Raw genomic sequence first — 13,321 nt, 5'->3', positions numbered from 1 at the left:
CCGAACGATAAGCCGAACCATGAGCCAGACCTACACCCTCGACCAACTCAACGCCATGCCGGCCGCCGACTTCATCCAGGCGCTCGGCGGCATCTATGAACACTCCGCGTGGGTGGCGCAGGCCGCCGCCACGCAGCGCCCCTTCGCCCATGCTGCCGCGCTGGCCGACGCCATGCGCGCCATCGTGGACGGCGCGGGCGATGCCGCCCAGATCAAGCTGGTGCGCGCCCACCCGGAGCTGGCCGGCAAGGCCGCAGTGCGCGGCGAGCTGACCGCCGAATCCACCCGCGAGCAAAGCGGCGCCGGCCTGGACCAGTGCTCCGCGGCGCAGTTCGAGCAACTGCAGTCGCTCAACCGCCAGTACAACGAGAAATTCGGCTTCCCCTTCATCCTGGCGGTGCGCGGCTACGACCGCGCCGGCATCATCGGCGAGTTCGCAAGGCGCGTGAACAACGAACCGGCCGCGGAGTTGCAAACTTGCATCAACCAGATCCACCGCATTGCGCAATTCCGCCTGAACGACTTAGTATCCGGCTGAGCCAAAAAGGCAGCGGGTTCGTTAGCCCTGCCATACCTCTGATTTACCGCTGACTTACCCACGCTGCTGTAACGGGCATTGCCCGGACCGAGCCCAGGTCCGGCGCCTGCCCGGCACGAAGAAAAACACCAGAGCTAATAGAACCCGTCAGGGACCCAGTACACAGAGAACGCAACGGATCAACCACGGAGAAACCCACAATGCATAAGCAGATCAAGCCGGCCCTCAAGCTGGCAGCGATGGCGGCAGCCCTTTTCAGCGGCGCGGCCATGGCGCAATCCAGCGTCACGCTGTACGGCCAGGCCGACATGTTCGTCGGCGGCGTCAAGAACGTCGGTGCCGCCAACCGCGCCTATGTCGCCAATTCGGGCGGCATGCAGACCTCGTACTGGGGCATCAAGGGCACCGAAGACCTCGGCGGCGGCACCAAGGCCATCTTCGACCTGAACGGCTTCTTCCGCACCGACAGCGGCTCCTCGGGCCGCTTCAACGGCGACTCGATGTTCAGCCGCAATGCATTCGTGGGCCTGCAGAACGACAAGCTGGGCACCATCAAGCTGGGCCGCAACACCACGCCCTTCTTCGTGTCGACCATCCTGTTCAACCCGCTGGTCGACTCCTACGTGTTCTCGCCGATGGTGTTCCACACCTATTTCGGCGCCTCCACGGCCCGCGTGAACGACCCGGGCATCATCGGCGATTCGGGCTGGAACAACTCGCTGCTGTACTCCACGCCGAACTTCGGCGGCCTGACCGCCAACGTGATCTACTCGTTTGGCGAGAAAGCTGGCGCCACCGGCCAGAACAAGTGGGGCGGCAACCTGATGTACTTCAACGGCCCGTTCGCTGCCACGCTGGCCTTCCAGCAAGTCAAGTTCGACAGCACGCCGGGTGACGTGACCGCGTCGACCAGCCCGCTGCTGGTCGGCTTCAGCAAGCAGAATGCGGTGCAGGGCGGCGTGAGCTACGACTTCAAGATCGTCAAGCTGTTCGCGCAAGGCCAGTACATCAAGTCGGACATCAACAACAACGTCAACGGCGACATCAAGCACACCAACGGCCAGGTCGGCGTTTCGGTGCCGGTCGGCAATGGCAATATCCTGGCGTCCTACGCTTACGACAAGACCAAGAACTCGGTCGCGGACTTCAAGCGCAACACGGTGGCAGTCGCCTACGACTACAACCTGTCCAAGCGCACCGACGTCTACGCCGCTTACTTCTACGACAAGATCACCGACCTGTCGCACGGCGACACCTTTGGTGTGGGCCTGCGCCACAAGTTCTGACGCTTTCCCCTTGCCAACGGGAACGGATACCCGTCCTCCCGCCCAACAACCCGCCCTTGTGGCGGGTTTTTTTATGCCCCGCCGGCGCGCCGTGCTCAGGCTGCCAGCAGGTTGCCGGCGATGAAGTCCACGAAGGCCCTGAGCTTGGGCGACAGCTGGCGGCTGGACGGCCACAGCACGCGCAGCATCGTGCGGTCCTGGTTGTAGTCGTCCAGCACGCTGACAAGCGTGCCTTCGTCCAGCTGGCGCCGATCAGCGAGGGGCTGGGGGTATCCGAGGCGCTTGCTGGCCAGTTCGTAAGCCTCTACGCCATCGGCTCGCTGGTGGCGGCCATCCCGCTCACCGCGGCCACGCAAGGCTGGCGCCGCCGGCCATTGCTGCTGGCAGCGCTGGCGGGACTGCTGGTCTTCAATACGCTTACCGCGCTGGCGCCCGGCTACGTGATGGCACTAGTGGCGCGCTTCCCGGCCGGCATGGCGGGCGGCCTGATCTGGTGCATGCTCGCGGGCTATGCGCGGCGCATGGTGCCGGATCACCTCAAGGGCCGCGCACTGGCCGTGGCCGGCGTCGGCGCGTTCCCGTGGGCGCTGCTTGTCTTGCTGGTTGTGGGGCTGCTGATTGCGTGGGCCTCGCGCGGGCATGGGTTCCCGGCGCGGCCCGGCGTAGCCTAGCGCGCGGCGCTGCGAGCGCTAGGGATTCTTGAGCCGCCGGCCGGGCTTGGGCGGCGGCGCCTGCAGGCTCACCAGCAACCGCCCGAACTCGCGCGCGGCCGGCGTCTTCTCGCCATCGCTCCAGATCAGCGCAAAATCCGCTGCAGGCAGCGCCGGCAAGCCGTACTGGCCATCGACCACCTTCATCCCCGGCTTCAGGTCGCCGCGGATTTGCACCGAGGCGCCGAGCCCCGCCAGTACCGCGGTGCGGATGCCCTCCTGGCTTGGCGAAGTAAACGCCACGTGCCACGGTATGGAGGTGCCCTCCAGTGCCGCCACGCCCACCTGCCGGTTGACGCACGGCGAGGGCGACAGCGCGAGCGGCAACGACGCACCCGGTGCGATCTCGAAGGCCTGGGCGGCGGCCCACACGAACTGCGTCTGCTGCAACACCGTGCCGCCCTCCCCGCCGGGCGCCGACAACACCACGGCAAGATCCAGTTCGCCGGCCTTGATCATCGCGCGCAAGTCCAGGTAAGTGCCCACGCTCACATCGAGACGCACGGCGGGGAATGCCCTGGAGAACCGTGACAGCAGTTGCGGCAGCCGCTCGCCCAGGAAGGTTTCCGGCACGCCGAAGCGCACCACGCCGCAAACGGGAGAGGGCTGGAACCGGCGCGAAAGTGCATCGAGCGAGGCCAGGATCTGCTCCGCGTGCTGGAGAAAATCGTTGCCGTCCTCGGTCAGGGTCAGAGTGCGTGTCGTGCGGTGCAGCAGCGGCCGGCCCACCTGCTCTTCGAGCCGCCGGATCTGATGGCTGACCGCGGACTGCGTCAGGTGCAGCCGCTGCGCCGCGCGCGTGAAGCCGCCGGTTTCCTTGACGGCGACAAAGGCCCGCAGCAGTGTCGGATCGAAATCCATGGTCCCTTATTTATGATGAACGCTAATGAATCGGAAGAAATTAGATCATTTCTATCATGACGAGGACTCGCCCACAATGTGCGCCAAGACCGGCGTCGAGCATGACGCCATCCGTTCCCCGCAACCGGATTCGCCTGGAAAGCACCATCGATGCGCCTCACTCATTCCCGTAAAAACCAAATGGCATTGGCCGCCGTCTGCCTGGCCGCGCTGATGTTCGGCCTGGAGATTTCCAGTGTGCCGGTCATTCTGCCCACCCTTGAGCACGTCCTGCACGGCGGCTTCGGGGACATGCAATGGATCATGAATGCCTACACCATCGCCTGCACCACGGTGCTGATGGCGGCCGGCACGCTGGCCGACCGCTTTGGCCGCAAGCGCATGTTCGTCCTCGGCATTGCCTTGTTCGGCATCGCCTCCCTGATCTGCGGCCTGGCGCAAAGCGCCGCCGTGCTGATTGCCAGCCGGTTCCTCCAGGGCATGGCCGGCGGCGCGATGCTGATCTGCCTGGTGGCGATCCTGTCGCATCAGTTCCAGGAAGGCAAGGAACGCAGCAAGGCCTTTGGCGCCTGGGGCGTCGTGTTCGGAATCGGCCTGGGTTTCGGGCCAATCGTTGGCGGCATGATCGTTGCCGTATCCAGCTGGCAATGGGTGTTTCTGGTGCACGTGCTGCTGGCCATCCTGACCTTGGCGCTGGTCTTCGCGGGCGTGGAAGAGTCGCGCGATCCGCAGGCGGGCAAGCTCGATATCGCGGGCATCGTCACGCTGTCGCTGGCCGTTTTCGGCCTGGCCTACCTGATCACGCAGGGACCGGAGGCCGGGGTTTCCCGCGCCGCCGCGATCGGCATGACGGCCGCGACGGCGGCCAGCTTCGTGGCTTTCCTGCTTGCGGAAAAACACAATCCGAATCCGATGTTCGATGTTTCGGTGTTCCGCAGCCGGGACTTCTCGGGCGCGCTGCTTGGCTCCATGGGCATGAACTTCAGCTTCTGGCCATTCATGATTTACCTGCCGCTTTATTTCCACGGCGGCCTGGGCTACGGCAGCGTGACCGCCGGTTTGTCCTTGCTGGCTTACACGCTGCCCACGCTGTTGTTTCCGCCGCTGGGAGAGCGGCTTGCGCTGCGCTACGGGGCCGGCAGGGTCATTCCCCTGGGCTTGTTCACGATCGGGCTGGGCTTCATGCTGATGAAGCTCGGCAGCAGCCTGGCGCAGGCGAGCTGGCTCACCCTGCTGCCGGGTTCGCTGCTGGCCGGCATCGGCCTGGGCATCACCAACACGCCGGTGACCAACACCACCACCGGCTCGGTTCCCAGCAGCCGCGCGGGCATGGCCTCCGGCATCGACATGAGCGCGCGGATGATCTCGCTGGCGGTCAATATCGCGTTGATGGGATTCATCCTGGTCGCAGGGATCTCTGCGTATCTGAAGCGTGCCTTTCCGGGGGCGTTCGATGCGTTGCAGTTGCGCGCGCTGGCGCAGCGCATTGCCGTGGGCAACCTGGATGCGCCCGGTGACGCCTTCGCGCAACTGCCGGCCCTGGACGCGTCCGGCGCCGCGCTGCATGCGGCGCTGGTCCATGGCTTTGGCTGGGTGATGCTGTATGGCGGGATTGGCGCCTGGGTCCTCGCCTTGCTCAGCCTGATGATGTTCGCCCCCGGCAAACGAGGGCATCAGGCGGTTGCCGATCCCGCGGGCCGCTGCGCTTAGAAGTCCGCCGCCATCGCCAGCTGGAAGGTGCGCGGCGTGCCCTGCGTCAGGTAGCCGCCGCAGGTCGATGCCCGGTACGTTCAGCCGCCTCCCCGGGTTGGCACGCCGGCGATGGCCCAGGCCGACGATTCACGCCGTGCCGGGCACGGAATCGCGCACGCCTTGCGCCCCGCGAACTCGCTGGCCACGCGGGCCAGGTCGATCTCCCAGCCGCGCGCTTCGAGCGCCTTGAGCGTCTTGCGAAAGGCGATCTGCAAGCCGTCCGAGCGCACCGACACTTCCTCCTGCCAGTCGTCGGGCGTGTGCTGGGGGCAAACCCGGGATAGCACGGCATGGTCCTGCTCGAAGATGCGCAGGTTGCTGCGGCGGGTGCGCGCGTCAAGCAGCGCGCTCTTCATGAAGGTACGTCCCATCATCCACAGGGTGCGCGTGCGTTTGGCGTCGACCGGCAGGTGCGCCGAAACGATGCGGATCTCCCAGCCGGGACGGGGCTCGAGCCGCAGCGTGGTGCACGGCCCGGAGAAGTGGTAGCCCGGCGTGGTGTAGACCGGCACCCGGCCACCCGCTGCCCCGCGGGCGAGCCACGCCGGCCATGAGCGGCGCCGCGGGCGGTACATGCGCATGCGCGCCTCGCCCTGCCACTCGCCTGCCTCTACCGTGAAGTCGTCGATCTCGGGATGCGCGGGGTCGCCGAAAGCCGTGCCATGCACGAATGGCGCGTGGGCAAAATCCAGGCCGTTCTCCATCACGCGGTCCCAGCTGGCATCCCAGTCGAAATGCCCGCGCACCAGCCGGAAACGGGGATCCTCGGCCCAGGACAGATCCGGCAGCGGCGGCCGCTCCGCCGGCGGCAGGTCTCCCAGGAAGGCCCAGACCCAGCCAAAGCGCTCCACCGTCGGGTAAGCGTCCACCCGCGCCCGGGTGGGCACCCGCAGTCCCGGCTGGGCCGGGATATGCGTGCAGATGCCATTGCCGTCGTAGCGCCAGCCGTGGTACGGGCACGCCACGTCGCCGGCCACCACGCGGCCATGGCTGAGCGAGCCACCCCGATGCGCGCAAACGTCGGACAGCACGCAGGCCAGGCCGGCGCTATCGCGAAACAGCACCAGCTTCTGGCCCAGCGCGGTCACCGTGACAGGCTCGGCACGCACATCCGTTGAGTGGCCTAGCACATACCAGAGATTCTTCAGCATGGGGATTGCCTTGAGGATGGCCGCGAGGATGGCCAGGGGTCGCCAGGTTCGCGAGATTGCCCTGGCGCCGAGGGGAGCCTCGCCGCCGGACCGGCGGCGCATTGCACGCCTCGCGCCCGCTGCTGGGCAGCGCGCGCCGCACCATGGCGGTTCGACCGGTTTGGGCGCCGCTGGTTTCGCCGGTGCCGCGACGCAGCATGGATTTGCTGCAGTGCGATAGAGATAAACTACCGGATTTCGGGATCGAAAGTCGCTGCTTAATAGGGCGATTCAATTGGCGGGCCTGCGCCTGCGTGCCTAAATTTAGGTTCCAGGCAACAAGACGGCAACGGACGAGGTGACTCATGCGGCGTGATGCAAAGACCCGGTCGGAGTTGATGGCCATCCTGAACCAGTTCCTCAACAACAATCCAGAGTGCGGCGAGTGCGAACTGCACGCCATGCGAGTTCACCAGCCCGACCACACCGGTTGCAACTGGAGTGCGGAAGTCGATTTCCCGCGCGAGGAGGACGACCATTTGCCAACCCGGCTGGCAGCAGCCAAGTCCATCATCGTCGTGATGCGCGAGCAGTACAACATGTTGCAATAGCGGCAACGGGATCAGGGCGGGACAGGTTTTCCGGGCCGGCGGAACTGCTTCACAAGCCGGTCAAAAAAAACGGGGCTCCAAAGGAGCCCCGTTTTCATTGGGTGGCGGCCGGCAAGCCGGCCGCGCCGCCGGATCAGCGCACCGCGTTGGCTTCGGCCACCGCTACCGCCGTCATGTTGACGATGCGGCGGGTGGTAGCTTGCGGGTTGAGAATGTGCACCGGCTTGGCCGCACCCAGCAGGATCGGGCCAATGGTGACGCCTTGCCCGCCCGTGATCTTGAGCAGGTTGAAGGCGATGTTGGCTGCATCCAGCGTCGGCATGACCAGCAGGTTGGCGCTACCGGCCAGCTTGGTGCCCGGCAGGAAGTGGCGGCGCACGTCCTCGACCAGGGCGGCGTCGCCCTGCATCTCGCCCTCCACTTCCAGGTGCGGTGCCTCGCGGGCCAGGATCTCCTGGGCCGCGCGCATCTTCCTGGCCGACGGGCGGTCCGACGAGCCGAACATCGAGTGCGACATCAGCGCCACCTTCGGGTGCTGGCCAAAACGCGCGATCTCCTCGGCGGCCAGCTGCGTGATGGCGGCGAGTTCCTCCGCGGTGGGATCGTCATTGACGAAGGTGTCGGTGATGAACAGCGTGTACTTCTCGAGCATCAGCGCGTTCATCGCGGCGAACACCTTGGCGCCTGGCGCCAGGCCGATCACGTCCCGCACATGCTCCAGGTGGGCTTCGAAGCGGCCCACGGTGCCGCACAGCATCGCGTCGGCGTCGCCCATATGCATCAGCATGGTGCCGATCAGCGTATTGGAGCGGCGCAGCGCCACCTTGGCCATGTCCGGCGTGACGCCGTCGCGGCCGCGCAGCGCGTGGTAGGCCTCGTGGTAGGCACGGTAGCGCGGGTCGTCTTCCGGGTTGATCAGCTCGAAGTCCGTGCCGGCCTTCAGGCGCAGGCCGGCCTTGTCGATGCGCATCTGGATCACGTGCGGGCGGCCGATCAGGATCGGACGGGCCAGGCCTTCGTCCACCACGGTCTGCACCGCGCGCAGCACGCGCTCTTCTTCGCCCTCGGCATAGACCACGCGCTTGGGCGCGGCCTTGGCGGCCGTGAACACCGGCTTCATGATCAGGCCGGTGTGGTAGACGTACTGGGTGAGCTGCTGGCGGTAGGCTTCCAGGTCCTTGATCGGACGGGTGGCCACGCCGGATTCCTCGGCGGCCTTGGCCACCGCCGGCGCGATCTTCTCGATCAGGCGCTGGTCGAACGGCGTCGGGATGATGTAGTCCGGGCCGAACTTCAGTTCCTGGCCACCGTAGGCGGCAGCAACGGCGTCGTTCAGCTCGGCTTCGGCCAGGTCGGCGATGGCCTTGACGCAGGCCAGCTTCATGGCTTCCGTGATCTTGGTGGCGCCGCAATCCAGCGCGCCGCGGAAGATGTACGGGAAGCACAGCACGTTGTTGACCTGGTTCGGGTAGTCCGAGCGGCCGGTGGCGATGATGCAATCCGGGCGCGCGGCCTTGGCCACTTCCGGGCGGATTTCCGGCTCAGGGTTGGCCAGTGCCAGGATGATGGGCTTGTCGGCCATGGTCTTGACCATCTCGGCGGTCAGCACGCCGGCGGTCGAGCAGCCCAGGAACACATCGGCGCCATTGACGATGTCGGCCAGGGTGCGGTTCGAGGTGTCTTGCGCGTAGCGCGCCTTGTTGGGTTCCATGTTGGCGTCGCGGCCCACATAGATCACGCCCTTGGAATCGACCACCGAGATGTTCGAGCGGGTCACGCCCAGGCTCACCATGGTGTCCAGGCAGGCGATGGCCGCGGCGCCGGCGCCGGAGACCGCCAGCTTGACCTTGGCGATATCCTTGCCGACCACCTTCAGGCCGTTGAGCAGCGCCGCGCCGGAGATGATGGCGGTGCCGTGCTGGTCATCGTGGAAGACGGGGATGTTCATGCGTTCGCGCAGCTTCTTCTCGATGTAGAAGCACTCGGGCGCCTTGATGTCTTCGAGGTTCACGCCGCCGATCGTCGGCTCCAGCGCTGCCACGATCTCGACGATCTTGTCCGGGTCGTGCGCATCGAGCTCGATGTCGAACACGTCGATGCCGGCGAACTTCTTGAACAGGCAACCCTTGCCCTCCATCACCGGCTTGCCGGCCAGAGGACCGATGTCGCCCATGCCGAGCACGGCGGTACCGTTGGTGATCACTGCCACCAGGTTGCCACGCGAGGTGTACTCGGCGGCCATCGCGGGATCCTTGGCGATCTCCTCGCAGGCGTAGGCCACGCCCGGGGAGTAGGCCAGGGACAAGTCGCGCTGGTTGGACAGCGCCTTGGTCGCGTTTACCTGGATCTTGCCCTTGGTCGGGCTGCGGTGGTATTCCAGCGCGGCCAGGCGCAATTGCGCTTCAGGACTGTTGGGGGCATGTTGCGGTGCATCACCGCCGGTCTTGCTGGTCATTATGCTCGTCCAGGAAGTGGCCCTGCCAGTGCCCGCCGAGGCCGCGCCGGTCGTATCCGGCGTGGCTTGCCGGAATCTTCCATTGCAGCTTTCAAAGACGGGCTCCGGCGGCTCGGGCCGAAAAATCGAGCCGTCATTCTAGCTCACCCAAGCCCGGCGCGAAGCCCCTCCCACTGGGGCATCCGGGGATTTAAGGCTTTTCGCCGGGCAATTCAGTTTTTACCACCGCACAGGCAATGCCTTGCTTGTGGCTTGCCACCTGCTACTTGTCATTCGGGTCCAGCGGCAATGTCACCCGCCGTGGCCGGCCGCTCTCCGCCGGGAACTGCACGAAGGCGCTGCGGATCAGGTAGGGCATCGCCGCCTGCAGGGACGCCCCCTCTGCGCGGTGGTTCGCCGTGACCTGGTAGACCCGGCGGCCGCTGGCGGCATCCTTGAAGAATACGCGCAGCGTGGACTGGGTGACCGGCACATCGCGCACCGTGGTCACCGGCGGCCAGTAGCCCGGGCCACCCCAGCCGTACGGGCCCCAGGGGCGGTAGTAAGGCCCCCAGTAAGGGCCGGGATAAAAGCCGGGGCCCCACGGGTCGACGTAGTTGGTCTCCTGGATCCGCATCAGCCGCGAGTTGCTGTCGTACTCCATGCTGACCAGGTAATGCGCCTGTGGCCGGGCCACCTGCTCGAAGCCGATTCCGGAGAGCGCCTGCGCCAGCCACTGCTCATAGGTCTGGTCCTCGAGCTGCGTCTGCTGGCCGCCGGTGCGATCGAAGGCATAGGTGCGCGGCGGATCGTTCTGCCAGTCGCCCTGGCGGAAGGCCGTCACCTCGGTGGTGACGGTGCTGGCGCAGCCGGACAGCAGCGCCACGCCGAGCAGCGCCGCGCCCGCCATCAGGCGGCTGCCGCGCCAGCCTTCGCCGGCTATCCGGCCCCAATCCTGACCAAGCTTCACCAGCTTTCCGAGCGTTGCCAGCCATCGTTTTGGCATCATGCCCCTCATCGATTCGTTGTCCGTTGTGTGACTCTGACCGTGCCGGGCCGGCGGAATTCCGTCCCGATCGGCCACCAGCGCCGCGCGCCCGAGCCGGGGCGCCCGCGCTTGGCTACAATGGGTTCTTCAGTGCCGTGGCACGCGGCCCGGCAGCGCCTTCCGCCCTGCCCGCCTGCCGTGACCATGGCGACCATGCCGCCCCAAGTGGCCCTCAGAGGACAGGATTCCTTCATGCTGCGCACCGACACGCCCGTTACCGTCCATCGCAAAGACTATACTCCGCCGGCCTTCGCTTTTGAGCACGTCGACCTCACCCTCGAGCTCGACCCGGCGCGCACGGTGGTCACCAATATCCTGCGCTTCACGCGCCAGGCACCCGGCCCGCTGGTGCTGGCGGGCGAGGCACTGGAGCTCGTCGGGGTCCGCCTCGACGGCAAGCCGCTGGAAGGCGCGCAGCAGACGCCCGACAGCCTGACGCTGCCCGAGCTGCCCGCGCAAGGCACGCTGGAAATCGTCACCGCCTGCCAGCCGGCCGCCAACACGTCGCTGTCCGGCCTCTACGTTTCCAACGGCAACTTCTTTACCCAGTGCGAAGCCGAGGGCTTCCGCAAGATTACCTATTACCTGGACCGCCCCGACGTGATGTCGACCTTCCGGGTCACGTTGCGCGCGCAGCGCGCGGCCTACCCGGTGCTGCTGTCCAACGGCAACCTGATCAGCGAGCGCGAGCTGCCCGACGGCCGCTTTGAGGCTGTCTGGGAAGACCCGTTCAAGAAGCCCGCCTACCTGTTCGCGCTGGTGGCCGGCAAGCTGGAATGCATCGAGGAGCGGATCCAGTCCGCCTCCGGCAAGGAGAAATTGCTGCAGGTCTGGGTGGAGCCGCAGGACCTGCCCAAGACGCGTCATGCCATGGATTCGCTGATCCACTCGATCCGCTGGGACGAGCAGCGCTTTGGCCTGGAGCTGGACCTCGACCGCTTCATGATCGTCGCCGTGGGCGACTTCAACATGGGCGCGATGGAGAACAAGGGCCTCAACATCTTCAACACCAAATACGTGCTGGCCAACGCCGAAACCGCCACCGATGCCGATTTCGGCAATATCGAATCCGTGGTCGGGCATGAGTACTTCCACAACTGGACCGGCAACCGCGTGACCTGCCGCGACTGGTTCCAGCTCTCGCTCAAGGAAGGCCTGACGGTGTTCCGCGACCAGGAATTCTCGGCCGACATGATGGGCTCCGAATCCGGGCGCGCGGTCAAGCGCATCGAGGACGTGCGCATGCTGCGCCAGGTACAGTTCCCCGAAGATGCCGGCCCCATGGCGCATCCGGTGCGCCCCGACAGCTACGAGGAAATCAACAACTTCTACACCGTGACGGTGTACGAGAAAGGCGCCGAGGTCGTGCGCATGTACCAGACCCTGCTAGGCCGCGACGGTTTCCGCAAGGGCATGGACCTGTACTTCCAGCGCCACGACGGCCAGGCCGTGACCTGCGACGACTTTCGCGCCGCCATGGCCGACGCCAATGGCCGCGACCTGACACAGTTCGGCCGCTGGTACAGCCAGGCCGGCACGCCGGTGGTCGCGGTGCGCACCGCGTGGGATGCGGCCGCCGGCACCCTGGCACTGACGCTGTCGCAAACCAGCCCCAAAGTCGGCATCGAGACGCGCCCCGGCACGCCGGACAAGCTGCCCTTCCATATCCCCTTCGCACTGGGCCTGATCGACGCCAGCGGCGCCGACCTTGCGCTGCAGCTCGAGGGGGAAAGCCAGCCCGGCGCCACCACGCGCGTGCTGGATTTCACCGAGGCCGAGCAGACCTTCCGCTTCATCAACCTGCCGCGCGGCGCCGAGCCGCCGCTGGCGTCGTTGCTGCGCGACTTCTCCGCGCCAGTCATCATCGACGCCGAGTACAGCGAAGCGCAGCTGACCTTCCTGCTCGCGCACGACAGCGATCCGTTCAACCGCTGGGAGGCCGGCCAGCGCCTGACCACGCGCGCGCTGCTGCAACTGGTGGCCCAGAGCCAGGCCGGCCGCGAGCTCCACCTCGACCCGGCGCTGGTGGCCGCGCTGCGCACCGTGCTCAACGACCAGCAGCTCAGCCCCGCCTTCCGCGAGCAGGCCCTGACGCTGCCGGCCGAGGCTTACCTCGCCGAGCGCATGGGCGTGGCCGATCCGGCGGCCATCCATCGCGCCCGCCAGTTCATGCGCGAGGCGCTGGCGCGCGCGCTCAAGGCCGACTGGCTGGCCGCGTACGAGGCCAACGCCACGCCGGGCGCCTACAGCCCCGATGCGGTGTCCGCCGGCAAGCGCGCGCTGCGCAACCTGGCACTGGGCTACCTGGCCGACAGCGGTGACGCCGCCATGCAGGCGCTGGCAGAAGCGCAATACATGGCCGCCGACAACATGACGGACCGCTTCGCCGCGCTCAGCGCCATGGTCAACACCTTTGCCCCCGGCCGCGAGGCCGCGCTGGCCGATTTCTACCAGCGCTTCGAGCAAGACCCGCTGGTGATCGACAAATGGTTCTCGCTGCAAGGCACGCAGCGCGGCACCGTAGGGCCGCAAAGCGCCGGCCACAAGGGCAAGCACACCATCGACACGGTGCGCGCGCTGATGCAGCATCCCGCCTTCAACCTGCGCAACCCCAACCGCGCGCGCTCGCTGATCTTCAGCTTCTGCGCGGCCAACCCGGCCCAGTTCCACGCCGAGGATGGCTCGGGCTACGCCTTCTGGGCCGAGCAGGTGCTGGCGCTGGACGCCATCAACCCGCAAGTGGCGTCCCGCCTGGCGCGGGTGATGGATCGCTGGCAGAAGTACGCCCTGCCGCTGCGCGACCGCATGCGCGCCGCGCTGGAGCAGGTGGCGGCGGCCAGCGACCTGTCCCGCGACGTGCGCGAGATCGTGAGCAAGGCGCTGGCGCCGTAAGGCAGCGCCGGGCTGGGGGGGGGGGGGGGGGGGGGGGCACGGCCCCGGACCCCCCGCAG

The 13,321-nt window shown here is 66.8% G+C and carries 10 protein-coding genes and 1 pseudogene; 6 read left to right on the top strand and 5 right to left on the bottom strand.

The genetic code is table 11. From position 1 onward, the window contains the following. Window positions 1-19: 19 nt before the first annotated feature. Window positions 20-538, top strand: coding sequence for a 2-oxo-4-hydroxy-4-carboxy-5-ureidoimidazoline decarboxylase (gene uraD / locus AC1Q7Q_RS01005; RefSeq protein ID WP_309408741.1), 519 nt, complete (start codon window positions 20-22; stop codon window positions 536-538). Window positions 539-738: 200 nt separating this feature from the next. Next, window positions 739-1,824, top strand: a complete 1,086-nt coding sequence (locus AC1Q7Q_RS01000; RefSeq protein WP_492374109.1) for a porin — start codon at window positions 739-741, stop codon at window positions 1,822-1,824. A gap of 95 nt (window positions 1,825-1,919) precedes the next feature. On the opposite strand, the gene AC1Q7Q_RS00995 is transcribed toward AC1Q7Q_RS01000, so the two are convergent. After that, entirely contained in the window at window positions 1,920-2,180 is a 261-nt protein-coding gene (locus AC1Q7Q_RS00995; protein ID WP_492374133.1) for a hypothetical protein, read from the bottom strand. On the opposite strand from AC1Q7Q_RS00995, the pseudogene AC1Q7Q_RS00990 reads away from it, so the two are divergent. Then, window positions 2,067-2,450, top strand: a pseudogene (locus tag AC1Q7Q_RS00990) (MFS transporter); the annotation flags it as partial. The gene AC1Q7Q_RS00995 and the pseudogene AC1Q7Q_RS00990 overlap by 114 nt on opposite strands. 63 nt (window positions 2,451-2,513) lie before the next feature. On the opposite strand, the gene AC1Q7Q_RS00985 reads toward AC1Q7Q_RS00990, so the two are convergent. Then, the gene (locus AC1Q7Q_RS00985) at window positions 2,514-3,395 is read right to left on the bottom strand and encodes a LysR substrate-binding domain-containing protein (protein WP_492374108.1); all 882 of its coding nucleotides are present in this window, start codon (window positions 3,393-3,395) and stop codon (window positions 2,514-2,516) included. A 150-nt stretch (window positions 3,396-3,545) separates the two neighbouring features. On the opposite strand from AC1Q7Q_RS00985, the gene AC1Q7Q_RS00980 reads away from it, so the two are divergent. Beyond that, window positions 3,546-5,105, top strand: a complete 1,560-nt coding sequence (locus AC1Q7Q_RS00980; protein ID WP_492374107.1) for an MFS transporter — start codon at window positions 3,546-3,548, stop codon at window positions 5,103-5,105. Between the two features lie 80 nt (window positions 5,106-5,185). Here the strand turns inward: AC1Q7Q_RS00980 and AC1Q7Q_RS00975 are convergent, their stop codons facing one another. Continuing rightward, entirely contained in the window at window positions 5,186-6,298 is a 1,113-nt protein-coding gene (locus AC1Q7Q_RS00975; protein WP_492374106.1) for an aromatic ring-hydroxylating dioxygenase subunit alpha, read from the bottom strand. A 344-nt stretch (window positions 6,299-6,642) separates the two neighbouring features. Here AC1Q7Q_RS00975 and AC1Q7Q_RS00970 point away from each other — a divergent pair, with 344 nt between their 5' ends. Beyond that, window positions 6,643-6,888 carry a hypothetical protein gene (locus AC1Q7Q_RS00970; protein ID WP_492374105.1) on the top strand — a complete coding sequence of 82 codons (246 nt, stop codon included), beginning with the start codon at window positions 6,643-6,645 and terminating at the stop codon, window positions 6,886-6,888. A 133-nt stretch (window positions 6,889-7,021) separates the two neighbouring features. Here AC1Q7Q_RS00970 and AC1Q7Q_RS00965 read toward each other — a convergent pair whose 3' ends face one another. Both AC1Q7Q_RS00965 and AC1Q7Q_RS00960 read right to left on the bottom strand, forming a co-directional pair. Next, a complete protein-coding gene (locus AC1Q7Q_RS00965; protein ID WP_492374104.1) occupies window positions 7,022-9,343 on the bottom strand; it encodes an NADP-dependent malic enzyme in 2,322 nt (773 codons plus the stop codon). 262 nt (window positions 9,344-9,605) lie between these two features. Beyond that, complete coding sequence (locus AC1Q7Q_RS00960) at window positions 9,606-10,232, bottom strand: DUF4136 domain-containing protein (RefSeq protein WP_492374131.1); 627 nt, start codon at window positions 10,230-10,232, stop codon at window positions 9,606-9,608. Between the two features lie 330 nt (window positions 10,233-10,562). Between AC1Q7Q_RS00960 and pepN the strand changes: the two genes are divergently transcribed. Next, window positions 10,563-13,262 carry an aminopeptidase N gene (pepN, locus tag AC1Q7Q_RS00955; protein WP_492374103.1) on the top strand — a complete coding sequence of 900 codons (2,700 nt, stop codon included), beginning with the start codon at window positions 10,563-10,565 and terminating at the stop codon, window positions 13,260-13,262. Window positions 13,263-13,321: the final 59 nt, after the last annotated feature.

The organism is Cupriavidus sp. GW823-FHT07A04 (genome assembly GCF_058794615.1).
The sequence above is the reverse complement of the archived record's forward strand: the minus strand, read 5'-3'. Positions and strand labels throughout refer to the sequence as shown.